We start from the raw sequence: 23485 nt of genomic DNA, 5'->3' as shown, positions 1-23485 counted from the left end.
GAAATGAAATACGTAGAGGTTATCTTTCAAATGCGATCAGGTGAAGAATGGCAGAAGGATTTGTTGATATCTGATTTGGCTGATATTGGCTTTGATACTTTTGAGGATACCGAATCTGGATTTGCAGCTTATATTTCAGCTGCAAATCTTGACTTGCAAGCATTAGAAACTTTGATGCTTCAACCTTATGAAGGCCTAGAGGTCGATTATAAGATACAGGAAATAGAAAACCAGAATTGGAATAAATTGTGGGAAAGTAATTTCAACCCAATTGAGGTGGGGGGGCAATGCTATGTGCGTGCAACTTTTCATGAGGCAAAACCTGAGTTTCCCTATGAAATCATTATAGATCCGAAGATGTCTTTTGGCACTGGCCATCATCAAACAACTTCGATGATGCTTCAGTATATCTTGGAGAACGATTTTAATGGCAAGCAGGTTTTAGACATGGGCTGCGGTACAGGGATTCTAGCCATTTTGGCATCAAAAAAAGGTGCGAATTCTGTGTTGGCTGTGGATTATGATGAAATATGTGTCGAAAGTGTGATCGAAAATAGGGCACTCAATCATGTTGAGCATATTGAGGCGCTCTGTGGATCTTACGAAGTATTAACAGGTCGGGTCTTTGATGTGATTTTGGCAAATATTAATCGTAACATTCTTTTAGAACAATTACATCAGTATGCATTGAGCATTCGTACAGGGGGTGAGCTGTACCTAAGCGGTTTCTATGAGCAGGAAGATTTAGCAATCTTAAGCGATGCGGCGACGTCATTAGGTTTTGAGTTTATCTCCAATAAAGTTTTAAATAATTGGTGTGCAGCCAAGTTTGTGAAGCGATAATTTAGCTATGCGGATTCATTTTATAGCAATAGGTGGTAGTGTGATGCATAACCTTGCTATTTCATTGGCAAAACAAGGGCATCAAGTGACAGGTTCTGACGATCAGATCGTAGAACCTTCCCGTTCCCATTTGATTGAAGCAGGCTTGCTTCCTAATCAATTGGGCTGGTTTGAGGAAAAAGTGACGGAGGATATTGATGCTGTGATCTTGGGTGCTCATGCCCAGGCAGATAATCCTGAATTAAGGCGGGCGCAGGAATTAGGTCTTAAAATTTATTCTTTTCCAGAATTTATACAAGAGCTTTCACAGGATAAAATCCGGGTGGTTATCGCTGGAAGTTACGGTAAGACAACCATAACGAGCATGGTGATGCACGTTATGCGATTTCTAGGAAAAGAATTTGACTATTTGGTAGGGGCTCAATTAAGAGGCTTTGATAAGTTGGTCGATATTACTAAGCATAATAAGATTATTATTATCGAAGGAGATGAATATGTTTCATCCAAGATTGATCCGAAGTCTAAGTTTTTGTATTATAAACCGAATATAGCCTTAATTTCGGGTATTGTATGGAATGAGTTTAACTCGAAAATATCACAAGAGGAATATATTAAACAATTTGAAGATTTTATTGACTCAATTCCGCCTAAAGGTACCTTAATTTATAATAAGGAAGATGTTGTGTTACAGAAGGTTCTCCAAGATACGAAAGATTGTAAGATCAATAGACATGGATATAAGATTCCTGATTATACAATTAATAAGGGGGTAACCTATATCAATACACCGGATGGAGATGTTCCTTTGCAAGTGTTTGGTAAGCACAACCTATCTAATATTGCTGGAGCCTATACGATCTGCGAATGGTTGGGGATCAAAAAGAAAGAGTTCTTTGAGGCTATAAAAAGTTTTAATACTTCGATTCGTTATTTGGAGTTTGTTGCAAGCTCGGAAGGATCCGTGGTTTATCAGGATTATGCTTGTAATGCGGATAAAGTGAAGTCAAGTATTCACGCCGTGAAAGAGCAATTTCCTAATCAGAAATTGGTCACAATTATCGAATTAAACTCGTATGATAGTTTAGATTCTTCCTTTTTGTTACAATATGCAAACTCGATGAAAGAGTCGGATGTCTCTGTGGTCTACGTGAATATAAATTCTTGTAAAGAACTTAATAAAGATATTGAAAGTGTCCCATATAATATTAAGGATAATTTTAATAATCCTGATTTAGAGGTTGTTGTAAGTTTAGACGGACTCTATTCATTTTTAGATGGTGTCAAATCAAAGGGCTACAATTTACTTCTTATGAGTTTAAATAATTATAATGGGGTTAATTTGTCCGTGCTGGCTGATCGGTTTTTTAGAGATTTTTAGAGAAAAAATTATAATTTAATGTAAATTAAATTGTAATTTATTATTTTTGTTTAAAATATCTACCAGATGAATGCATTAGGAAAAAAAATCAGATTACTTAGACACCAAAAGGGGTGGAGTCAAGAGGATGTTGCAAAACGATTGGATATCTCAATCCCAGCATTTTCTAAAATTGAAACAGGGATTACAGATGTGAATTTGTCTCGCCTGAATCAAATCTCAAAATTATTCAATTTGACAGTTGTTCAACTTTTATCTACTTCTGATTCTGAAGAAGACAAAGAGTATGTAAATGAGGTGAATGCTTTGACGCAAAAATTACAACAACGCGATAGCGAAGTAATTGAATTGCAGAAAAAGGTTATTGATCTTTATGAGCAATTGCACAAAAGATAAGGCATATTAAAATTGTTACCGAAAAGGCAATCCAAAGGGTTGCCTTTTTTTGTTTATGCAACTTTATTTTGGTCAAAAGTGATTTTGTTTTTGTTTCTTTGTAAGTATTTTATCAAAAAAATAAAGGTTGATTATTTATGGGGAGATTAAACGGGGATATTACGACTAGCCCGTCGACTGATTTTTTTAAGTCAAATGTATTGGGACAGCGTTCAGGGCTCTTTGTCCTTTTCTTTACTGAAATGTGGGAACGTTTTTCGTTCTACGGGATGCGTGTACTCTTAATGCAGTTTTTAACTGCTGCAGTTATTCAAGGTAGTCCTTTCTCGGGATGGTCCTGGACTGCACAACAAGCTGGAGCACTTTATGGAACCTATGCCATGATGCTCTATTTAACTCCTATTATAGGAGGGATTATAGCGGATAAATATATTGGATCACGTAAAGCTGTGATTATCGGTTCGGCGATTATGACGCTTGGCCATGCTGCCATGGCCTTTGATACTTCGATTATGTTTTTCCTTGGTTTAGTGTGTCTAGTTATCGGAACGGGTTTCTTCAAGCCTAACATGCCATCTATCTTAGGTGAGATGTATAAAGATCTGCCAGAAAAAAAGGACGGCGCTTATACCATATTTTATATGGGGGTCAATGCAGGCGCTTTCTTTGGTATGATGCTATGTGGATATATTGCCGAAACTTATGGCTGGCATTGGGGATTCGGTTTGGCTGGTATCTTTATGCTTTTGGGAACACTACAGTTTGTTTTCGCAAAACCACTCATGGGAAATCTTGGTGTTTTAAATAAGTCCACCTCTGGGGAGCATAAAGTTATCGCTGAGGATACGGATACAAGAAATCCATTTACCATACGGGATTATGTATTGATCGCGATAGTTTCTATTATTGGTTTTGTATATGCTTTTAATGACCCTTTATCTAAGAATGGTATTGTTGATGTGTTTTCTCGTTTGGATACGCCGTTTTTAAGAGGGCAGTATATAATGGTCATTGTGGCGTTGATTCTCTTCATATATCTTATTGTTACACGGATTATGCGTTATGACAAGGTTGTAAGGGATCGGATGTTCGCAGTTGTGCTGTTGGCTTTTTTCTTGGTCTTCTTTTTTATGAGCTTTGAGCAGGGGGCAACTTCATTAGTTCTTGTGGCTAGAGATAATATTGATAGATCACTTACTGGTGCAGCATTGACAACCTTTAATGTGGTAAATGGTTTATTGACGATTGTACCGCTTTCGATTATCTCTTGGGTTCTGATTAAATTGGCGAAAGTAACCTGGAACAAAATTGCCATTTCAAATATCGTATTGTTTATCTGTTTTGGGTTGATTTGGGGAGCAGTAATCTGGATGTTGTACAATGAGTTCAATAAAGAAGCATCGGAAATCAAAGTTTCTTGGTTCTCTATCTTAAACTCATTTTTTATTATTGCACTTGCCTCTTCGGTATCCAAAATTTGGGAGTCGAAGTATAATCCATCAGCAGCCTTTAAATATGGCTTTGGTCTGATCTTGGTTGCGATAGGATTTTTCATTATTGGATTAGGATCAATAGGAATAAGTCAGGGGGCTAAAATCTCGATGGTATTTTTGGTGCTGACCTATTTGTTCCATACATTGGGTGAATTATTTATTTCACCGGTAGGCCTCTCTTACGTATCGAAATTGGTGCCGGCTCGCATGCTCGCATTTATGTTTGGAATCTGGTATTTGGCGATTGCTATTGCACAGAAGGTTGCAGCGGTATTGGGGGGACAAGTGGAGACCATTCAAGAGGAACACTCCTTGAGTTACTTCTTCTTCTTATTTACAGCAATTCCTGCCTTAGCAGGCCTGTTAGTAATGCTGTTTAATCCATTGATTAAACGATTAATGCACGGAATTAAATAACAAATATATAAGCTTCTTTTACGAAAGAAGCTTTTTTGATTAATATAAATTAGTATGGAGGTTAGTACAAGGGAATCGCTAGAAGAGATTCAAAATTTTGACGGAAAGTACCCAAAGCAAATCTGGAGTTTGTTTTTTTCCGAGATGTGGGAAAGATTCTGTTTCTATGGTATGCGCGGTATGTTGGTGTTCTTTATGATCACACAACTAAACTTTGCTGAAAAGGATGCCAATTTACAGTATGGAGCGACACAGGCATTTGTTTATGCGTTTACATTCATAGGTGGGCTGTTTGCAGACAAAATTCTTGGTTTTAGAAAGTCTTTATTCTGGGGTGGCTTATTGATGATCGTAGGGAGCTTATTTCTTGCAGCAGATCCGCATAAGTATTTCTTTTTTGGTTTATCATTTATCATTATAGGTACCGGTTTTTTTAAACCCAACATATCGACGATGGTAGGCGAGCTGTATAAAAAAGGTGATGTTCGTCGTGATGGTGGTTTTTCGTTGTTTTATGCGGGAATAAATTTAGGTGCATTCTTAGGCGGATATATCTGTGTTGCGATTGGTAAAGGATATATGCTGACGTCAATTATTTCTGAGGGACATCGTTGGAATGTTGCTTTTGGTTTGGCGGCGGTAGGAATGTTGGTTAGTTTAGTGAATTTTCACTTTACCAAAAGGCATTTAGGGCCAATAGGACTTCAGCCAGGGGATCCTGAGGCCATAGTAAAGACGAAGGCATTACCGAAATGGGTAGAATATGCTGTATATATTGCCACGTTGGTTTTTATCCCTATTATTCAGATCATGGTGTCAAAAACACAGTATACAGACTATTTTATGTACACAATTGGCCCATTGACGCTGTTGTATCTTTTCTATGAAATGTCTAAAGTGACTGCTGAAGAGCGGAAGAAATTAATTGCTGCCCTGGTGTTTATTCTTTTCTCGATTATCTTTTGGGGAATATATGAGCAAAGTGGCGGTTCCTTAAGTATCTTTGCTGCTAAGCATTTGAATGATTCTTTATTGGGCGTTATGACGCTCGATCCAAACGGTGTTAACAATTCAGGTGGAGCGTTATTTATTATTGCATTAGCACCTCTTTTTGGCCTTTTTTGGATTTGGTTGGGCAAGCGTAAACTTGAGCCAAATACCATTATTAAGTTTGGTCTTGGTTTTGTTTTCTTGGGATTAGGTTATTATGTTCTATTTGCTACGCGTTTATTCGCTCACGATGGTATGACCTCATTGGATGTCTTTACCCTTGCGCTGCTTGTGATTACCGTTGGGGAGCTTTGTCTATCACCAATTGGTCTTTCCATTATGACGAAATTGTCTCCGGCGAGATTGCAAGGTATCATGATGGGAATGTGGTTCTTGGCGAGTGCTTACGGTCAGTATGTAGCAGGTTTGATCGGTGCTAGTATGGCCGAAGCTAAGGAAGGAAGTTCATTGGCGGATAAATTGGTGACTTATACGGAGAGTTATAAACAATTAGGCTTATATTCTTTGATTGCTGGTGTGGTGCTTATAGCCTTGTCGCCTGTTGTGCGTAAATTGATGGGTAACGTGAAATAAGCGTTAATAATTTTGATACAGTAAAGTTATTCTTTCAACATAAAAAAAAGCTTGATTATTAAATCAAGCTTTTTTTTATATCAATAAATCCATTTGAATTTATAATCTTTTTCTGGAACCTTCATCCGATCAGCCAGTCTAGCCAAACGATCTGGTAGTTTTAGTAGATAATCTCTCGCTTTCTCACCTTTATCATTCAAGCCAGTAACTTGATCTATTTTCCACTCACTATTCAGCTCTTTCAAGATATCCACGTAGTCCAAAGCAGTATATACTCCCAATCGTTGGGCCGCGTCCGAGAAATGTGCAAATGCTTCTCCTTGGGGCTCGCCTGCTTCTCTTAAGAACTGGGCTGGCATAACGATTTTTTTACGCATCATATCCTCAAATGCAATCATGACTTCACTCGGGTCTACTGTGATTGCTTTTGAAATAAATGACATATAAGCTTTGGCATGGCGTGCTTCATCAGATGCGATGACACCACACATTTTTGCCAAAAGTTTATCACCGCTTTTTTTAGAAAGCCCAGATACACGACGGTGGGAAACGTTGGTTGCCAATTCCTGAAATGAAGTATAAATAAAATTCCGGTAAGGGTCTGCACCAGTACCGATATCAAAACCGTCTTGAATAAGATATTGTGTAGACATTTCAAATTGACGCATGTCTATTCTGCCTGACAAATAAAGGTATTTGTTCAACAGGTCGCCGTGACGGTTTTCTTCAGCCGTCCAAGCGCGTACCCATTTCATCCATCCACCCTGTTCGTTTTTGTCAACATCTTCTACCATGGTCAACCATGATTCGTACGTTGGAAGGGCCTCTTCGGTGATGGTGTCACCAACTAATACTGCGACCAAATCATAAGAGAGTTCTTTTGCACTTTCCTGCAACTCTTTTACTTCCTCAAAAAAAGTGTCCCTAGAAGAATCTGGAAGAAAATCGGCAGGTTGCCACATGTCTTCAACAGGCTTCAGGTATTCGCTCATCTCATTGAGCATGAACGGTTCCAAATAGGCCATCACTTCTTTACGTGAGCCTTCTGGTAAATTTAGAGGTAATTCTTGCATATCATTACAAAGGTAACTAAATAGCATCAATAAATTATAAAAGCGAACTATAATTGTTTAAAATGCCAGAAATTACTTTTTTGGCTGAGGATACCTTCGAAAACCGACATTGATAATGACATAAAAAACAGATTGGCCAGCCTGTATTCGATAAAATACTATTAACTTTGTATAAATTATTTAGACGACGTTGGAAAAATTTAATATAGATAAAATACGTGCCGATTTTCCGATTCTGAAGAGAGAGGTCAATGGTAAACCATTGGTTTATTTGGATAACGGCGCGACAACACAGAAGCCGAGTTCTGTTATCAATTCGATTGTACATTATTATACAGATATGAATAGTAATGTGCATCGGGGCGTACATTATCTTAGTCAGATATCGACGGATGCTTTTGAGGTGACTCGGAAAAAAGTTCAGGCTTTCATCAATGCTGCTGAAGATAAAGAAATCATTATCACCAAAGGAACAACAGATGGAATTAATCTGATTGCAACTTGTTATGGCAGAGCTTTTATCCACGAAGGTGATGAGATTATTATCTCAGCGATGGAACACCATTCTAATATTGTGCCTTGGCAGATGCTTTGTGATGAAAAGGGCTGTAAAATTCGGGTTATTCCGATGAATGATAAAGGTGAGCTTGATATGGATGCCTACAGCAGTTTGTTTAATGAGAAAACCAAATTAGTTGCTGTAACCTATGTTTCAAACTCCCTCGGGACAATCAATCCTGTGCGTGAGATGATTTCAATTGCTCACCAACATGGTGCTGTTGTGTTAGTTGATGCTGCACAGGCGGTTCAACATATACAGATTGATGTTCAAAAGCTTGATGTAGATTTTTTGGTATTCTCCGGGCATAAAATGTACGGCCCTACTGGAGTTGGGGTGTTATACGGTAAAGAGGACTTATTGAACGCGATGCCGCCTTATCAAGGTGGTGGAGATATGATTAAAGAGGTTACTTTTGAAAAAACGACCTATAACGAACTGCCCTTTAAATTTGAGGCGGGTACGCCCAATATTGAGGCTGGTATCTGTCTGAACGAGGCTATCGATTATATCAATTCAATAGGTCTGGAAAATATCGAGGCCTACGAACACGATTTGTTGCAGTACGCTACGGAGAAGTTGGCTGAAATTCCAGGTATGCGGTTTATTGGAACGGCCGAGAAGAAATGTTCCGTTATTTCATTTGTAATCGACGGCACGCATCCTTATGACGTTGGTGTGATCTTGGATAAATTAGGAATCGCTGTGCGTACAGGCCACCATTGTGCCCAACCTGTCATGGATAGGTTCGGCATCCCGGGAACTATTCGTGCTTCTTTAGCCGTATATAATACAAAAGAGGAAATAGATATTTTGGTCGCCGGTATCCAACGCGCGGTCAATATGTTGGTTTAATAAAAAAGTAGGTATGACCATTAATGAAATACAGGATGAATTAATTGAGGATTTTGCTTTCTTTACGGATTGGATGGAAAAATATGAGTACATCATCCAGCTGGGAAAAGAAGTGCCTCTAATTGATGAACAATACAAAACGGATGAATATATCATCAAAGGATGTCAGTCCAAAGTATGGCTTTTCCCGGAAATAAAAGATGGAAAAGTGTATTTTACGGCAGATAGCGATGCGATTATCACAAAAGGCTTGGTGAGTTTAATGGTTAAAGTGCTATCTGGGCATAGCGCCAAGGAGATCGTTGATGCCGATTTATATTTTGTAGATAAAATAGGGTTAAAAGAACATTTGTCACCGACAAGGGCAAATGGCTTGCTATCCATGATTAAACAGATGAAATTGTACGCATTGGCATTGCAAGTGAAAGCTTAAAAGGGGATTATTCATCCCCTTTTCTTAATACTATTTTACATAGCTCTTATCCTCAGCTTGAGGTTCCTCTTGAAATTATCCTATGAGCTCCTGGATAATGATTTTTTTCATTTTCATGAGCGCTTCATTCGCCCCCGGTCGCTGTAGTAATGTTGCAATTTGTTCGGGTACGATCTGCCAGCTTACGCCGAATTCGTCTTTACACCAGCCACACATGCTCTCTTTACCTTTTTTCGTGATATTATTCCAGAAATAATCAATTTCCTGCTGATCTTTACAGAGGATGGTGAGTGAAATACCTTCGTTAAACGTGAAATTTTGAGGAACTCCGCTATCCATTGCCATGAGCGTAAAATCCCGGACTAAAAATTGGGTATGTTGGATTGATCCGATATATTCACCTGCTGTGTATTTCATGATCCCATTGCTTCGAAAATCATGAAATAATTCTGCATAAAATGCTAAAGCTTGTTCGCAATTTCCCTGTTGCTCTCCGCAATACATTAAGGTTGGTACAATTGCCTGTTGGTTGGTGTCGCTTAGTTTACCGAGGTATAATTGCCAATTGACACCAAACTTGTCGGCCAGCCAGCCGTAGTAAGGGCTCCAAGGGTAGGAGTTTAGTGGCATTAAGGTATTGCCGCCCACAGAAAGAGAATTCCAGATACGATCAATTTCCTCTTTGCTTTCGCAAATGGCCATAAATGATATGGAGGGGTTGGGTTTGAATATGGGACCTCCATTTATTCCAATAAATTTTACACCGTTTAGGACAGCTTCAACAACGATGGGAGACCTATTACTAATATGGCTTTCGGGGAAGATGCGACAGTAAAGATCAAAGGCTTCCTGCGCGTTTTGATCGAACCAAATGGATGGGATAATTGAATTATTCATCATTTTCTTTTTGTTTTAGCGTTCACCTATTTGTATTTGTCGTTCAAGCCCTTTTTAGCGAGGACCAACGGCTTAATTTTTTCAAGACGGGATTGTTTCGTTTTTTCTTGCTTGGCCTCATCGATGTACTCGATGTATTCTTTCTGTTTTCCTGGTGTTAAAGCCCGAAAACTTTCCCCGAAGATCGGATCTGCCTGTAGCGATTCTAATAATAGGCCAGTGGGGGGCTTCGTTGGAGATTTCGTTGGTTTGAGCTCTTTTCCCTCGTCAATGGTTTGGATGGATTCTTGGATATAGGCGGCTATTTTTTCGACATCCATATCCATAACGTCTTCAAAGCGCCATTGTCGTAATGCTTTCGTTTTTCCTTCGGAGGCACTGATGAGATGTTTATCCGGATCGGCTAAGAATACACCATTATAAAACCAAAGGGAAAAGAAATTTTTAAAGCCGCCCCAACCGATGACATTTTTTCCTTTATGAGTATAGATGTAACTCCCCCATTTGAATTCCTTTTTTAAGGAAGTTCGCAGGATGATTTGCTGCATGAGTTCTTCGACCTCCTGCCAGTTCCCTCGGCTTTGGTACCAATTAGGGCCTTGTTTGTCTTTAAGCTTATCAATATTAAAATTGACAATATCGGTAATTATTTGTGTTGGAATCGGTTGATCCAAGGGGATTTGTATCGCACCTTTTGTGGTTTTAAAATTTTTGAGTTCTGCAGCGAAGTGCGCTATAGCAGCTGGTCCTGGATAGAGGCCCAAATGGTTTTTGTTCATCGCAAAATGGATGATATTACCCTTGTATCTGAAGGTCGGCATTTGATAAGAGATCGTTTCATCTGCAGAAGGAGGGATTAGGCCAGCAATAAGCCGTCTCACCTTGATCAGATATTCCTTTTTCTCCTCTTCAAATTGATTGATATATTCGTCTATTGTTGCGATGCTCGTTGCCATAATTTGTGTTATTCTTTGATTCTCGTATACTTATTTTCAATAAACTGTATCGTTTCGGACATAAGCTGATGGAGTATCTCTATATTGATGTCGCTTAATTTCTTGATGTATATGCAGGCTTTGCCTATTTTGAATTTCCCTAGCTGATCGACCAAATGTCGGTGCTCATCGGCGCCGGTAAATACATAAAGGGAGATTGCTGATTTTCGGGGACTAAATCCGATCAAAGGAGCATAGCCTTCATGCCCACTTGCATAGGTATAATGATAGTTTCCAAATCCGATGATAGTTGGCCCATACATTTTAGCCGGCTCACCCGTTGTGGTTTCCATAAGTTGTATCAGTGTTGCACTATCGATTTGTTTTTGTGGGTCGTCAACTGTTTTTATAAAGTCTTGGACAGATGCTTCGGTATATGCCGTTTTATTTTTTGCCATGTATAGTTGAAGTCTTTGCCGGATATTCGGATAACTTTAATTGAATATATTGTATTTGAAGTAATTCGATGGGCAGCTATTTTTAGATAGCACTATTTTTGGAACATAAAATCGAAAGCTCCAGTTCTCAAATTGATACCATATTCTAGATACGCTTTCATACACGCTAAAAAGTTGGCCCAACCTTCTGTTTGTCGCATCATAATCAGAATTCCATCTGCATCGTTGTTCATCTCGTGTTCTGTAATCTTTATGACCGTCGCGCTTTCTCCGAATGTGGATAGTGCGATTTCTACCAGTTGATTGGGAAGTCCCCCGCTCCAGTCAAAAGAGATATAAGAATTGGGGCTGATGGTTTTTCCTGTCACGGGAAAACTGTCGGGAAATTCTGGAAATGTCCATTCTACCGTTTTATCTGTCTCTAGACGTCCAGTTGAAGATTTTATAAAATAGTGATTCATTTTATTAGGATCTACAATGGCCTCAAAAACTTCGTTGATTGGTTTCTGAATTTGGATGCTGGCTTTGGCGGTTAGTTTTTCCATATTAATTTAAAGTTTTAGACAAATATTCAATAAATACAGATAGCTTGTATCTGATTATGTTAAAAATATTTAAAGATCTTTTGGTGACCATGGAGCAATCTATTGCTTAGATCACTGTTTATTTATTTTAAGATGTATATACGATATAAACATCCTATTAAAGAATAGGTTTTCTTTTTTGGGACTCGGATCAATATTTCCCCTAAAACGAACGAATTGTACACTTATAAAATGTAGTTTTAGATTATTTTTGATTATAGTTAAAATCGATCCTGTATTCCTTCCATTAGGTCGCTAGGAACGATAATTCAATAAATTTAGAAAGGGTGTCTGCCTGAAATCCTTCAGGTTGGATTTGCCATCTTCATAAAACCAAAGTTATGTTTAAAATCAAGTGTTTTTTTCTTCTTATGCTTTCTTCGGGAATATTGTTTTCGAGCGCACAGATTAAAAATGTAAATGAGGGCAATGAGGCTTCAAATATGTTTAATGATGCGACAGCACGTGATAAAAATGCGATTGTTGAAGCAGAAACTGGTTGGTGGAAACAAGCTGCATTAACTCGTGAACAACGCCTAGAAAAATGGAAGGTAGCCTCATTTGGTATGTTTGTTCATTGGGGTGTTTATTCTCAATATGGAAATATTTGGAAAGGGAGGCCGGGAGGGAGCTATGCGGAGCATCTGATGCGTGTGATGAAAATCCCACGTACTGAGTATCTTGATTCTGCACGTAGATTTAATCCTTTAAAGTTTGATGCAGAGGAATGGGTATTGTTGGCAAAAAATGCAGGGATGAGATATTTTATCATCACGGCTAAGCATCATGATGGTTTTGCGATGTACCCTTCTGCATTTTCAAGTGACTATTCATTGTCAAGCACCGCATTTAAAAGGGACCCATTGGCGGAATTAGCTGCAGCCTGCCATAAACATGGGCTTTTGTTTGGATTCTATTACTCGCATGCTTTTGATTGGGAGCATCCGGATGCTCCGGGTAATGACTGGGATTACAGTAATCCAGGTGGGGATAAATTGCTGGGTGGTACAAATTGGTTTGACAAACATCCCGAATGGTTGACAAAGGCCAGGCATTATGTAGATCAAAAGGCGATTCCACAGATTGAGGAGCTTATTCAACGCTATCATCCGGATTTGTTGTGGTTTGATACACCTCATAAGTTGCCGCTATCTGAAAACCTGAGAATTTTAAAGGCTATTCGAACAGCAGATCCGAATATCATAGTCAATGGTCGACTGGCCCGTACAGAGGAAAAGAATTATGGCGATTATCTGAATACGGCAGATCGACCTGAGGAGTATTATCCAGTTGCTTCTGGCGCTTATTGGGAGGCCATACCAACTACAAATGAATCTTATGGCTATTCGTCGACCGATAAGAGCCATAAACCGACCGCTCATTTTATAAAACTCTTAGCGAAGGCTAAGGCCATGGGTGGGAATATTCTAATGAATATTGGCCCAAAAGGTGACGGAAGCATCGACAGTGCTGACGTCGAAATTTTAAAGGGCTTAGGACAGTGGATGCGGGGGAATAGTGAAAGTGTCATTGCTGTTGGACCATCTCGTTTACCTCGTCAGCCCTGGGGAGTCATTACACAGCGCAAAAATACCCTGTATTTACATATTTTCGAACTCCCTCTACGGAATGATCTTATTGTCGGCGGACTGATTGCTAAGGTTAATTCTGTTTCGTTATTGTCGGGAGAAACGATCAGAAAATATAGATCCGAAAAAGATGGACTGCATTTTCCTATAGATCAAATTACGTCTCAGAAGGATGACCTGGTTGTGGTGGTGCAATTGAAGGATACGATAGCTAATCCAATAAATCCTGATTTAATGTATGTGGATCATAATATCAATAAAAATCGGCTACTGACCTTTTATGCAAAACAGATAGGTAGTCCGATGAAGTTTGGGGATGGTAAAAGGAATCGCTACTATGTGACGGGGTGGACTAGTTTAAGTCAAGGTTTGAGATGGGAAACGAATGTGTTAAATGGTGGACGCTTCAAGGTGGCTATACGGTATGTGAAAGATGTTGCAGGTACGGGAGGGAAGCTCGGCTTAAATTTAGGGGGGAAGAATATGGATTTTACAATAGATCCGTCGTCTGCTGTCAGTTTGCATGACAATCAACTGGAATTGGGTACGGTGCTATTACCAAAGGGCAAGCAAGTGATTGAATTACGTGCCCATACTATAGCGGGGGCAGAAATGGCGAAGTTTTTGGAAGTCATATTGCTGCCCGAATAATTTGTATTGAGCTTAGTGAGCATCTGTCGATCCTTTGTTTAAATCTATCTAGGTTTAATACCAAGAACAGCTAGTCGAAAGATTAGCTGTTCTTGTGTTGACTGGTACGAAATTCGAATCAAAAAAAACGATATAAATTTTTCACTTGTTATGGACTAATGCTGTGTCTGATTTAATGATTAAAAGTAACTTTTTTGAGAACATTCAAATACTGTGCAAAACTATACATTTACTAATTCAAACACTACCTTTGCTATTTTATGGTTTTAGTTTTGCTATCATTGTGGCAAGTTTGATGAAAATTAAACCAGACAAAATGAAAAAGATAATCCTTGCATTGCTAAACTTCGTTATTATGCTATCTGCTGCAAATGCACAAAATGGCATTAACTTTTATCGCTCGTACGCTGCTGGCGGAAGATTAGCTATGTTTGTTGATAGTGCAGCCAAAAACGTTTATTATGGAAATATATTTCCAAATCAACCGCAGACCTCTTTTAATTATTTAAAAGGAATTAACGATATAAGTGTCCAAATCTATTTTAGAAAGACAGAACGTGTACAGGATTATCGGTATACAATCTTGGTGGATAACAAACCTTTAGCGATAAATAAGTTGATCGACACTGCACGGCTGAAAAATGCCGATCGAGGGGAGGATGAAATACGACGCTCAGCTACGCTGGGTAGCTTCTCAATAAAAGATAAAATCATTACAATACTCACCTATGACATCCAAAGACCGCAAGATGTTTACAAAAATGTGTTTTACGGTAGACCAATTCCGAAAGCGAAAATTAAAACTTTTGCAAAACGCTTCGCTACTAAAGAAGGTATTGATTACAGCTATATCACAGATCCGAAAGAAAAGACAAGCATTATTTTTACCCGCAAGGACGATGAATTAACGATCGTAAAAGACAGGTCGGATATTGATTATCTCTACTATACCTCCATAAAAGATAAAAAATCAAATAAGATCATCTTCGAATCAACAGCTTGGCAATATGGGGGCTACCTTGATGAAGCCTATAAACTTTCACCTTATATAAAGATTGATAAAAGCATTTTCAAAAAATCGGGAGATTATGAAATTATCATTCAGCCATTGATCAAATGGGATAGATACTCAGATTTTGATATTTCATCAGAAGAAATAGAAAAATATGTGACCCGGCATACGCTTTCTATAACGATAGATGAAGAAAGTTATACCAAATTAGAGCTTTTTACTTACGCGGCAATTGGAACATTTTCCATTGGATTCGTGTTTCTTGTTATCCTCTATCTCACCAAAAAAAGTAACAAAAAAAAGCTGGCAGAAAAAGAACAGGAAGGAAGCATGATAAAGCTACAGCTTAACTCCATTCGTTCCCAATTAAATCCTCATTTTTTGTTTAATGCACTTTCTGGTATCCAAAATCTGATAAACAAGAATGAAATAGACAGTGCGAATAAATACCTTTCTAAATTCGCTCGCTTAACGCGTAACGTGCTTAAGGATAATGAGCGGATTAGTTTATTACAAGAAAAATCTCTATTGGATGATTACCTACAAATGGAGCAATTGCGATTTGGCTTTCAGTACACCATCAATCATTCTGGAGACTTAGATTTGGCAAACATAGAAATACCAAGCATGTTACTGCAGCCTTTTGTAGAAAATGCAGTGAAACATGGGATGGAGCAAAAAACTACTTCTGGCAAAATTATGATTGAATTTATGAAGCAAGCAGATAACTTGATCCTAACCGTTACCGATAATGGAACTGGATTTGACACGGAAAGAAAGTACACTGGTTTGGGCCTTCAATTAAGTGACAGTAGAGTAGCACTTTTAAATAGAGTTTATAAAGAAAATCGTTTTATCTTAGTTATACAATCAAGCATTAATGGCACTAAAATATGTTTAACATTAACGGATTGGCTATAATATGATGAGAGCGGTTTTAGTAGACGACGAAATCTCCAATTTAGAAAACCTACAGGCTTTGCTAGAAAAACACTGTCCGCAGGTAAGTGTAGTTGCGATGGCGCAAAGCGTGGGAGATGCTGTTGATGTTATTGGAAAATATTTGCCTAATCTAGTGTTTCTTGATATTCAAATGGGCGATAAGACAGGCTTTGATCTGTTAAATCTGCTGCCATGGCGTGATTTTGAAGTTGTTTTTGTTACCGCTTACGACCAATATGGAATACAAGCTGTAAAATTTGCGGCATTAGATTATCTTTTAAAACCTATAGATATTGAAGAATTAATGGATGCGGTAAATAAAGCTGAATATAAATTGGCTACGCAGAAACAAAATTCACAGCTCGAATTTTTACTACAGCAACTAAAGAAACCCGAAAAGAACGTTGGCAAGATTGCTCTACAGATGCAAAGCGAAATCAGGTATGTCACTTTATCCGAAATCATACGTTGTGAAGCAGATAATACTTACACGCACTTTATCCTTGCGAATGGTGAAAAAATTTTGGTTTCTAAATCGCTTAAAGAATATGCGGATCTACTACATCCCAACGGATTTGTAAGAACTCATCAAAGCCATCTGGTAAATCCAAAATACGTGAAAAGCTGGTTAAAAGAAGACGGTGGTATTTTACTCTTAATGTCTGGTGAAAAAATACCTATTTCTAAGCCCAACAGAGACATGGTGAAACAAGCCTTGCAGCAGCTCTAATCTAGTCTATTGTAATCCCCGATTTATAATCTGACCGCCTACATGATCCAGGTTGGTGCTATATGATCAGGAAGCTTTTAAGGTAAAATACCGTAGAAATATCTTTCATAATCCATTCGTATTTTATTAAATTACACTAGTAAATATTAACCGCTATCGAAGGATTGCCATGGATCAAACCGCTAAAAGATCATCTCTTATTTTATATTTCTTTATCATGTTGTTTTCGCAATGTGCCATCGCCCAACAGACTTTCTCCTATGGAAGTTTCGGCAAGCTGAGCATGTACGCCCCGAAAGGTAAACCAAATGCCTTGGTGTTATTTGTTTCCGGAGATGGAGGTTGGCAGTTTGGGGTAATTAATATGGCTAAATTTCTAGCTGCACAGGGGGCGCTCGTCGCGGGTATCGACGCGAAGCATTTTGCTACTTCAATGGCACGTTCAAAAAAGGATTGTTATTATCCAGCTGCAGATTTCGAGCAACTCAGCATGGCCCTCCAAAAGAAATATAAGTTTGAAAGCTATCAGAAACCCATATTGGTAGGTTATTCCTATGGGGCAACCCTGATCTATGGCTTGATTGCCCAGGCTCCGGCAGGTACTTTTCGTGGAGGGATTGCCTTAGGCTTCTGTCCGGATATCAATATTGCTAAACCACTCTGTAAGGGCAGTGGATTATCTTCCCATATCTTAAAGCCAGGGAAAAGTTATTATCTGGATCGTAGCGAAAAGTTGGCCGCTCCGTTTTGGGTACTTAATGGTGTAAAAGATCAGACCTGCCCCTTTAACGCCACAGCAGATTTTCTTAAAGGGATAGAAAATGTCCAATTGATCAGCTTGCCCAAAGTAGGGCATGGTTTCTCCATTGCCGATAATTGGCTGCCCCAGTTCCGGATGGCTTTTCAGAAGTTGCAGGTGGCGGGCCAGCCTAGCCAAAATGCGGGTGTACTCAAAACGGATATGCCCATTGAGATATTGGAACCCAAGGGCTCTACAAAGGAATTGATGTTTATGATTTCTGGCGATGGTGGTTGGACCAGTTTCGACAGGGAGTTGGCCAGTGCTTTTGCGACAAAGGGGATCAAAGTGATTGGCCTGGATGCACAGAAATATTTTTGGAATGCAAAGACACCAGAACAGACGACAAAGGAAGTGTCCGAGATCTTGACCTATTTTCAGGAAAGGGAACCTAATATCACTTTTTCGATAATGGGATATTCATTTGGGGCATGTGTGATACCCTTTATCGCCAACCGCCTTCCCGAGAAGTTGAGAAAAGCGACCACTGGATTGGTTTTGTTATCGCCAGATGATCAGGCTGATTTTGAGATCCATGTGGCAGATATGCTAAGTTTAGGTGATGGTAGCGAACCTTATGATGTAGTTGCGGAGCTGAAAAAAGTAAGTCTGCACAAACTGTGTATTTTTGGTTTTGGGGAAGATAGCGAGATTGCAGCGAAGTTTAGAAATACAGGAGCACCTGTAGAAATTTTGCCTGGAGGGCACCACTTTGATAACGATTATGAGGCCATTGTGGCTAAGGTGATCAGCTCCATAGCGATCAAATAACCAAGTTTAGTCATATACCCAGCCTAATGGTGAAACATGCACTTCAGGCTAATGATTATTATTTCAAGGAAATTTTGGCTTTTCTATTCTTTTACTAACGGTATCTTCTTGGAGGGCTTGCCGTGCTAGAGGTCTCGCTGATCGATGTATTGAGGTCTTTTGGCATGAGCAATATTGATTCGATCACTGTGATGGTGCTTTACCCGGCCTATTTCTGAGCCTTGAGAAGATCAATTTTTAGACAGTAATTAGTCAGTCATTATTCAGTTTATACTGAACTATCATTGAGCCACTGAACGAGAACTGAACAAACACTGTAATAAGCCCTACTTTCGTCCCTATTTGATCCTAATTTGTTGCAGCTAAAAATTAAAAAAGAACTACGCTTAGATAATAAAACGATCGTTATTGTGGGTTAATAGAATATTTTGGGATGTAGATTAGCATGTTCCGATCAAACCCTGTCTACACTTCTTTCGGGTTCAAATACTGTTAAAGCAAAAAAAGCTAATCGTAAGATTAGCTTTTCTTTTGTGATCCCGCTGGGATTCGAACCCAGGACCCATACATTAAAAGTGTATTGCTCTACCAGCTGAGCTACGGAATCCTTTCTGTTTTTGAAAGTGATGCAAAGGTAGGAAAATAAGTTATTTGTGCAAAATGTTTTTGTCTTTTTTATTGATTGAAGTTGTAACTATTTAAAAATTACCGAATTATTTTTTGTTAAAAGAGCCTTTTAGAAAACTTGTGGATAGGATTGGTTCATATAGAGGCTGTTTTTTGGAACTAGGAGGTGTATTTTTAATGCAGGATAGCCACAAAAAAAGTCAGCTAATTGCTGACTTTTTTATTTTTTAGGGTTGTATTGATAACATTATTCGGTTACCACTCCCATTTTACTAAACTTATCAATTCTTTCAGTAATTAATGTATCGCTATCTTTAGCCGTCAATTCAGCAAGATCTTTCAACAGCTGGCTTTTTAGATTAGCCGCTGCTGCCGCGGGATCTTGGTGAGCACCACCTAGCGGTTCAGGGATAATACCATCAATCAAGCCGTTGCCCAACATGTCTTCTGAAGTCAATTTTAATGCCTCAGCGGCTTTTTCTTTATGATCCCAGCTTCTCCATAGGATAGAAGAACAAGATTCAGGCGATATGACCGAATACCAGGTATGTTCCATCATGTAGACTCTGTTTCCAACGCCAATACCCAAAGCTCCACCTGAAGCTCCTTCACCAATAACAACGCAAATGATCGGAACTTTCAATACAGCCATCTCCATGAGGTTACGTGCAATCGCTTCACCCTGTCCGCGTTCTTCAGCTTCAAGTCCTGGATAAGCACCCATCGTATCAATTAACGTGATCACAGGTTTATTGAACTTTTCCGCCATTTTCATCAAACGTAATGCCTTTCGGTAGCCTTCAGGGTTGGCCATTCCAAAGTTGTGGAATTGACGCTCTTTGGTATTTTTACCTTTTTGATGACCGATGATCATAACGGCATTACCATCAATAGAAGCCATACCACCGACAATCGCTTTATCATCCTTAACGGTTCTATCACCATGCAACTCGATAAATTCGTCGCAGATAGCTTCTATATAATCATAAGTTTGAGGGCGATCCGGATGGCGTGACATTTGAACGTTCTGCCAGCCTGTTAAATTGCCGTATATTTCTTTTTCAGTAGAAGCAAGCTTTTCTTCAAGCTCACGAACGGTTGCGCTCATGTCAACTTGAGTTTTTTCGGCAACTTGAGTTACCTTTTCAATTTGCAATTGCAAGTCTGCAATTGGCTTTTCAAAATCAAACGTGGTTTTCATATATCTATTTTATGAAAATATTCAGAGGGCTAATTTAGCGCATTTTTTCTGAAATTAAAATTAGGGACGATAATATCATTGGAATTCCTTTGTTACATTTGCGTTATAATCGTACTGGTGGCTTAGTTTTTGATTGTACGCCTGTGAAAAATGTTGACTTATGCTGAAAAAATATTTTTACTTTCTTTTGTTAATGATCTTACCTACACTTGTTCGATCAGAAAGTTATCCTGAGGTTTTATTTGACAATAGTGTTATCAACGGGAGTTATGCCAAGAGTATCGCTCATTATACTGGTGAATCATGGATCCAAAATGTGAGCTATAGCCTACCGGTTTCCGATAGTTTGTTTTTTACGCCAGGCAATTCGCTTTCTTTGCGGTACGTTTCTTCTCCTAATGGTAAATGGGAGGCAAGTATTTTAAACGATAAACAGAAATTTCCCTATTTAATTGCCAAGGATGATCAGCTAACTTTTAAGCTTTTTATTCAAAGCAATACTGAAAAGGGACAATTGCCAAAAGTCGCCTTACAGCAAAATGATACGAGGACAAATACTGTGGATATCGCAAATTATATCGATGATTTTGCTTATGATACTTGGCTTAATGTTTCCATTCCAGTCGCTAAATTTGTAGGAATTTCATTAGGGAAGCCTGTTTCGGCTTTAATTTTGGAACAGAATGGAGCTGCTCTGCAGACAAATCAATTATTTATAGATCAAATAGAGTTTTTGCCAAAAAACTATCCAAAAGTAAGACTGTCATCAGCAGCTATCTTATCTAAGATCAGTTCCGTGGATAAACAAGTCGAGTTGGTCTGGCAATTGCCGCTAACACCAAGTATTCGCTATGTGAAAATCTATCGTTCGGAAGATAAACTCAATTTTCAGCCGATAGCAATTTTACCCATCTATGTACAGAAGTCGCTAGATAGGGTAAATGAATATAACAAATCTTATTATTATAAGATCGCTTGGGTAGACTATAATTATGTTGAATCTCCTTTTTCTGAGGTTAGGGAGGTACAGACAAAAAAAGGTACAGATATGGAGATGTTGAATTTTATCCGGAATGCTCATGTGAATTATTTTATAGACAACTATGATGTGAATAGTGGTATGTTTCTGCCTGATCGAGGCAATCGGCAGGCTATTGTATCTACAAATGAAACTGGCTATGCGATCTTGGGCTTACTTGTGGCAGGAGAGAATAACTTGATTTCGCGACAAGCCCTTTTGGTCAGGTTAACACGGATTGTAAAATTTTTGAGCAGCGCACAACAACATCAAGGGGTCTTTACAGCGCTTTACGATGGCCGGTCGGGGGTGCCTTATTATCGCGATTCAATTCCAACGTACGATTTGCGCGGAACCTCCCATATCATGGAATCGCTTTTAATCGCCCGGCAATATTTTTCTAAAGAGGATCCTGAGGAACAGACGTTGAGAAATAACATTACGAAGCTCTGGGAACGCATAAATTGGAACTATTTTACCGACGCACAGAATCCTGATGTACTCTGGAATAAGTGGTCACCTGTAGACAGTACAGCTAGATCGAGGCCTTTGGGGGGATTTAACGAGAGTTTGGGTGCCTATTTACTGGCGATGTCTTCACCTACCCACCCTTTAGCTATTTCAGCTTATATCAATGGATTTGCAACCAAACATCAAGGCAACGAATTGTATTTTGGGGATGACTCCGGTGATTTGGCTCCTGAACTCAAAATGAAATTAAATGATTCTTTGGCGCGTTCAATTAGTGCAAACCCTTTAATTGGCGATAGGGGAAATACCGGAATTTCGATCTACTCCGACGACAAAGTTATTTTTGCCAAGAGTATTGCAGGCGGCAGTTTAAATGAATCATTGATGTCTGTCTATCGTCCCTTTTTGATTATGGATCCTAAAGGGAAAGTAGATGATTTTGTAGATTACAAAAAATATTTATCGAATTATATTCTTGCCTATAAACGGAGAGATAATGAAATGAGTATAGGGACACGATTTACCGATATTTGGGGAGTGGAAAATGTGGAAGATACCTATCAGGGGTATTTGGTGAATCCTGCAATAGCTATTGCAGCTTACCCATTTGAAAAGGAGATTGGTCTAAAAGCATTACGTAAATTTTACGAAGAATACGCTGATGTGTTATTTACACAATATGGTTTCAGAAGCTGGATTGATATTAAAAACAACGATGTTTCTGAAAGTTATCGTGCGAGGAATCAGGCAACGATTGCTGTGATGATCGAGAATGCAAATTCAGGCATGATTTGGAAATTGTATGAGAATATTCCTGAGGTAAAAAAGACTTTAGAAAAAGTATATACCAAGAAATAGATTTGTTACGTTAGATATGACGTAGAAGGGATGTCATATTGGACTTTTTTCGCTATATTTACTTGCTTAAATCGATATTAAATACGTTAGAAACGACATGCTTAGAAAAATTAATTTGGGAATTTTAACCTTATGTGCAAGTTTATCGTTATTTTCCTGTAAACAACAAGCTATTGTAGTCAATCCAGGTGCAGTTGTAACAAAAGATGGAACTGATGATGGTTTGAAAAATGTGAAGAAGGATTTTAATGACGCGAAAAGAACTGATGAAGGGATTAAGTTTAGTATATCGTCTGATTTATTGTTTCCAACAAACTCTTCTTACCTATCTGAGAAGGCAAAAACTGAAGTTAGTAAATTGGCGTTGATCTTGAAGGAAAGTAATAATAGGATCAAAGTTGATGGGTATACTGATGCTACGGGTACTGTTGAGTATAATCAGTGGCTTTCCGATAAAAGAGCGGCGTCTGTTAAGAAGTTCTTGGTAGATTCAGGGGTTGCTGAATCGCGCATCACAGCAAAAGGTTTCGGTCAGTCAAATCCAGTTGGAGATAATAAAAGTCCGGAAGGACGTCAAAAAAATAGAAGAGTGGAAGTTACTATTTTAGATAAAAAATAGTTTATCAGACCAATTCTTAATGTAAAAAAGCGAGATATCTTAAATATCTCGCTTTTTTTATGAAGTTATATAGCGGTTTTATACTGCTGTATATGGTTTCCCGAAATAAGGTGTTTTAAAACAGGGGACATAAAACAAGAAAAGCCCATCGTTAGATGAGCTTTCTTGTACCTAGGGCGGGAATCGAACCCGCACTCCCTTAACGGGAACAGGATTTTAAGTCCTGCGTGTCTACCAGTTCCACCACCTAGGCAGGTGAGCGAAAAACGAGATTCGAACTCGCGACCCCAAC

The 23485-nt window shown here is 38.7% G+C and carries 19 protein-coding genes and 2 tRNA genes; 13 read left to right on the top strand and 8 right to left on the bottom strand.

Annotation, left to right across the window (positions count from 1 at the left end):
- Window positions 1–3 precede the first annotated feature (3 nt).
- From prmA to ACHWSC_RS04505, 5 genes are all read left to right on the top strand, one after another.
- Window positions 4–843, top strand: a complete 840-nt coding sequence (prmA, locus tag ACHWSC_RS04525) for a 50S ribosomal protein L11 methyltransferase (RefSeq protein ID WP_394675916.1) — start codon at window positions 4–6, stop codon at window positions 841–843.
- 7 nt (window positions 844–850) lie between these two features.
- Entirely contained in the window at window positions 851–2221 is a 1371-nt protein-coding gene (locus ACHWSC_RS04520; protein ID WP_394675915.1) for a Mur ligase domain-containing protein, read from the top strand.
- A 66-nt stretch (window positions 2222–2287) separates the two neighbouring features.
- Window positions 2288–2617 (top strand): helix-turn-helix domain-containing protein, encoded by a 330-nt coding sequence (locus ACHWSC_RS04515; RefSeq protein ID WP_046671770.1) that lies wholly within the window; start codon window positions 2288–2290, stop codon window positions 2615–2617.
- 137 nt (window positions 2618–2754) lie between these two features.
- Complete coding sequence (locus tag ACHWSC_RS04510) at window positions 2755–4527, top strand: peptide MFS transporter (protein ID WP_088162803.1); 1773 nt, start codon at window positions 2755–2757, stop codon at window positions 4525–4527.
- Window positions 4528–4581: 54 nt separating this feature from the next.
- Complete coding sequence (locus ACHWSC_RS04505; protein WP_394675914.1) at window positions 4582–6111, top strand: peptide MFS transporter; 1530 nt, start codon at window positions 4582–4584, stop codon at window positions 6109–6111.
- A gap of 80 nt (window positions 6112–6191) precedes the next feature.
- Here the strand turns inward: ACHWSC_RS04505 and ACHWSC_RS04500 are convergent, their stop codons facing one another.
- Window positions 6192–7184 (bottom strand): acyl-ACP desaturase, encoded by a 993-nt coding sequence (locus ACHWSC_RS04500; protein WP_075994021.1) that lies wholly within the window; start codon window positions 7182–7184, stop codon window positions 6192–6194.
- A gap of 190 nt (window positions 7185–7374) precedes the next feature.
- On the opposite strand from ACHWSC_RS04500, the gene ACHWSC_RS04495 reads away from it, so the two are divergent.
- Complete coding sequence (locus ACHWSC_RS04495) at window positions 7375–8598, top strand: SufS family cysteine desulfurase (RefSeq protein WP_394675913.1); 1224 nt, start codon at window positions 7375–7377, stop codon at window positions 8596–8598.
- A gap of 13 nt (window positions 8599–8611) precedes the next feature.
- A complete protein-coding gene (locus tag ACHWSC_RS04490) occupies window positions 8612–9031 on the top strand; it encodes a SufE family protein (protein ID WP_075994020.1) in 420 nt (139 codons plus the stop codon).
- A 75-nt stretch (window positions 9032–9106) separates the two neighbouring features.
- On the opposite strand, the gene ACHWSC_RS04485 is transcribed toward ACHWSC_RS04490, so the two are convergent.
- The 4 genes from ACHWSC_RS04485 to ACHWSC_RS04470 form a co-directional block, all read right to left on the bottom strand.
- On the bottom strand, window positions 9107–9931 hold the full coding sequence (locus ACHWSC_RS04485; RefSeq protein ID WP_394675912.1) for a VOC family protein: 825 nt from the start codon (window positions 9929–9931) through the stop codon (window positions 9107–9109).
- A gap of 23 nt (window positions 9932–9954) precedes the next feature.
- Window positions 9955–10884 carry a DUF1801 domain-containing protein gene (locus ACHWSC_RS04480; protein ID WP_394675911.1) on the bottom strand — a complete coding sequence of 310 codons (930 nt, stop codon included), beginning with the start codon at window positions 10882–10884 and terminating at the stop codon, window positions 9955–9957.
- An 8-nt stretch (window positions 10885–10892) separates the two neighbouring features.
- Window positions 10893–11321, bottom strand: a complete 429-nt coding sequence (locus ACHWSC_RS04475; RefSeq protein ID WP_088162799.1) for a DUF1801 domain-containing protein — start codon at window positions 11319–11321, stop codon at window positions 10893–10895.
- Window positions 11322–11413: 92 nt separating this feature from the next.
- Window positions 11414–11866 (bottom strand): SRPBCC domain-containing protein, encoded by a 453-nt coding sequence (locus ACHWSC_RS04470; RefSeq protein ID WP_394675910.1) that lies wholly within the window; start codon window positions 11864–11866, stop codon window positions 11414–11416.
- Between the two features lie 380 nt (window positions 11867–12246).
- Here ACHWSC_RS04470 and ACHWSC_RS04465 point away from each other — a divergent pair, with 380 nt between their 5' ends.
- The 4 genes from ACHWSC_RS04465 (at window position 12247) to ACHWSC_RS04450 (ending at window position 18399) form a co-directional block, all read left to right on the top strand.
- Window positions 12247–14145 (top strand): alpha-L-fucosidase, encoded by a 1899-nt coding sequence (locus ACHWSC_RS04465; protein WP_394675909.1) that lies wholly within the window; start codon window positions 12247–12249, stop codon window positions 14143–14145.
- Window positions 14146–14440: 295 nt separating this feature from the next.
- On the top strand, window positions 14441–16078 hold the full coding sequence (locus ACHWSC_RS04460) for a sensor histidine kinase (protein ID WP_394675908.1): 1638 nt from the start codon (window positions 14441–14443) through the stop codon (window positions 16076–16078).
- Between the two features lies 1 nt (window position 16079).
- Window positions 16080–16829, top strand: a complete 750-nt coding sequence (locus ACHWSC_RS04455) for a LytR/AlgR family response regulator transcription factor (protein WP_394675907.1) — start codon at window positions 16080–16082, stop codon at window positions 16827–16829.
- Between the two features lie 217 nt (window positions 16830–17046).
- The gene (locus tag ACHWSC_RS04450; protein WP_394675906.1) at window positions 17047–18399 is read left to right on the top strand and encodes an AcvB/VirJ family lysyl-phosphatidylglycerol hydrolase; all 1353 of its coding nucleotides are present in this window, start codon (window positions 17047–17049) and stop codon (window positions 18397–18399) included.
- A 534-nt stretch (window positions 18400–18933) separates the two neighbouring features.
- Here ACHWSC_RS04450 and ACHWSC_RS04445 read toward each other — a convergent pair.
- Window positions 18934–19006 (bottom strand) — tRNA-Lys (locus tag ACHWSC_RS04445).
- A 267-nt stretch (window positions 19007–19273) separates the two neighbouring features.
- Window positions 19274–20227: an acetyl-CoA carboxylase carboxyltransferase subunit alpha gene (locus ACHWSC_RS04440; RefSeq protein WP_394675905.1), complete on the bottom strand. Its 954-nt coding sequence runs from the start codon at window positions 20225–20227 to the stop codon at window positions 19274–19276.
- Window positions 20228–20387: 160 nt separating this feature from the next.
- Between ACHWSC_RS04440 and ACHWSC_RS04435 the strand changes: the two genes are divergently transcribed.
- Entirely contained in the window at window positions 20388–22574 is a 2187-nt protein-coding gene (locus ACHWSC_RS04435; RefSeq protein ID WP_394675904.1) for a glucoamylase family protein, read from the top strand.
- A 97-nt stretch (window positions 22575–22671) separates the two neighbouring features.
- Complete coding sequence (locus ACHWSC_RS04430; protein ID WP_394675903.1) at window positions 22672–23193, top strand: OmpA family protein; 522 nt, start codon at window positions 22672–22674, stop codon at window positions 23191–23193.
- A gap of 168 nt (window positions 23194–23361) precedes the next feature.
- On the opposite strand, the gene ACHWSC_RS04425 is transcribed toward ACHWSC_RS04430, so the two are convergent.
- Window positions 23362–23446, bottom strand: a tRNA-Leu gene (locus ACHWSC_RS04425).
- Between the last annotated feature and the right edge of the window lie 39 nt (window positions 23447–23485).

It is taken from the genome of uncultured Sphingobacterium sp., assembly GCF_964277905.1.
GTDB classification, from domain to species: Bacteria; Bacteroidota; Bacteroidia; order Sphingobacteriales; family Sphingobacteriaceae; genus Sphingobacterium; species Sphingobacterium siyangense.
This window is presented reverse-complemented; position numbering and strand designations above follow the sequence as displayed.

What these genes read in the sequence shown, in the direction of transcription:
- prmA (WP_394675916.1), top strand. Translation starts at nt 4, where the DNA reads ATGAAATACGTAGAGGTTATCTTTCAAATGCGATCAGGTGAAGAATGG.
- ACHWSC_RS04520 (WP_394675915.1), top strand. Translation starts at nt 851, where the DNA reads ATGCGGATTCATTTTATAGCAATAGGTGGTAGTGTGATGCATAACCTT.
- ACHWSC_RS04515 (WP_046671770.1), top strand. Translation starts at nt 2,288, where the DNA reads ATGAATGCATTAGGAAAAAAAATCAGATTACTTAGACACCAAAAGGGG.
- ACHWSC_RS04510 (WP_088162803.1), top strand. Translation starts at nt 2,755, where the DNA reads ATGGGGAGATTAAACGGGGATATTACGACTAGCCCGTCGACTGATTTT.
- ACHWSC_RS04505 (WP_394675914.1), top strand. Translation starts at nt 4,582, where the DNA reads ATGGAGGTTAGTACAAGGGAATCGCTAGAAGAGATTCAAAATTTTGAC.
- ACHWSC_RS04500 (WP_075994021.1), bottom strand. Translation starts at nt 7,184, where the DNA reads ATGCAAGAATTACCTCTAAATTTACCAGAAGGCTCACGTAAAGAAGTG.
- ACHWSC_RS04490 (WP_075994020.1), top strand. Translation starts at nt 8,612, where the DNA reads ATGACCATTAATGAAATACAGGATGAATTAATTGAGGATTTTGCTTTC.
- ACHWSC_RS04485 (WP_394675912.1), bottom strand. Translation starts at nt 9,931, where the DNA reads ATGATGAATAATTCAATTATCCCATCCATTTGGTTCGATCAAAACGCG.
- ACHWSC_RS04480 (WP_394675911.1), bottom strand. Translation starts at nt 10,884, where the DNA reads ATGGCAACGAGCATCGCAACAATAGACGAATATATCAATCAATTTGAA.
- ACHWSC_RS04475 (WP_088162799.1), bottom strand. Translation starts at nt 11,321, where the DNA reads ATGGCAAAAAATAAAACGGCATATACCGAAGCATCTGTCCAAGACTTT.
- ACHWSC_RS04470 (WP_394675910.1), bottom strand. Translation starts at nt 11,866, where the DNA reads ATGGAAAAACTAACCGCCAAAGCCAGCATCCAAATTCAGAAACCAATC.
- ACHWSC_RS04465 (WP_394675909.1), top strand. Translation starts at nt 12,247, where the DNA reads ATGTTTAAAATCAAGTGTTTTTTTCTTCTTATGCTTTCTTCGGGAATA.
- ACHWSC_RS04460 (WP_394675908.1), top strand. Translation starts at nt 14,441, where the DNA reads ATGAAAATTAAACCAGACAAAATGAAAAAGATAATCCTTGCATTGCTA.
- ACHWSC_RS04455 (WP_394675907.1), top strand. Translation starts at nt 16,080, where the DNA reads ATGATGAGAGCGGTTTTAGTAGACGACGAAATCTCCAATTTAGAAAAC.
- ACHWSC_RS04450 (WP_394675906.1), top strand. Translation starts at nt 17,047, where the DNA reads ATGTTGTTTTCGCAATGTGCCATCGCCCAACAGACTTTCTCCTATGGA.
- ACHWSC_RS04440 (WP_394675905.1), bottom strand. Translation starts at nt 20,227, where the DNA reads ATGAAAACCACGTTTGATTTTGAAAAGCCAATTGCAGACTTGCAATTG.
- ACHWSC_RS04435 (WP_394675904.1), top strand. Translation starts at nt 20,388, where the DNA reads ATGCTGAAAAAATATTTTTACTTTCTTTTGTTAATGATCTTACCTACA.
- ACHWSC_RS04430 (WP_394675903.1), top strand. Translation starts at nt 22,672, where the DNA reads ATGCTTAGAAAAATTAATTTGGGAATTTTAACCTTATGTGCAAGTTTA.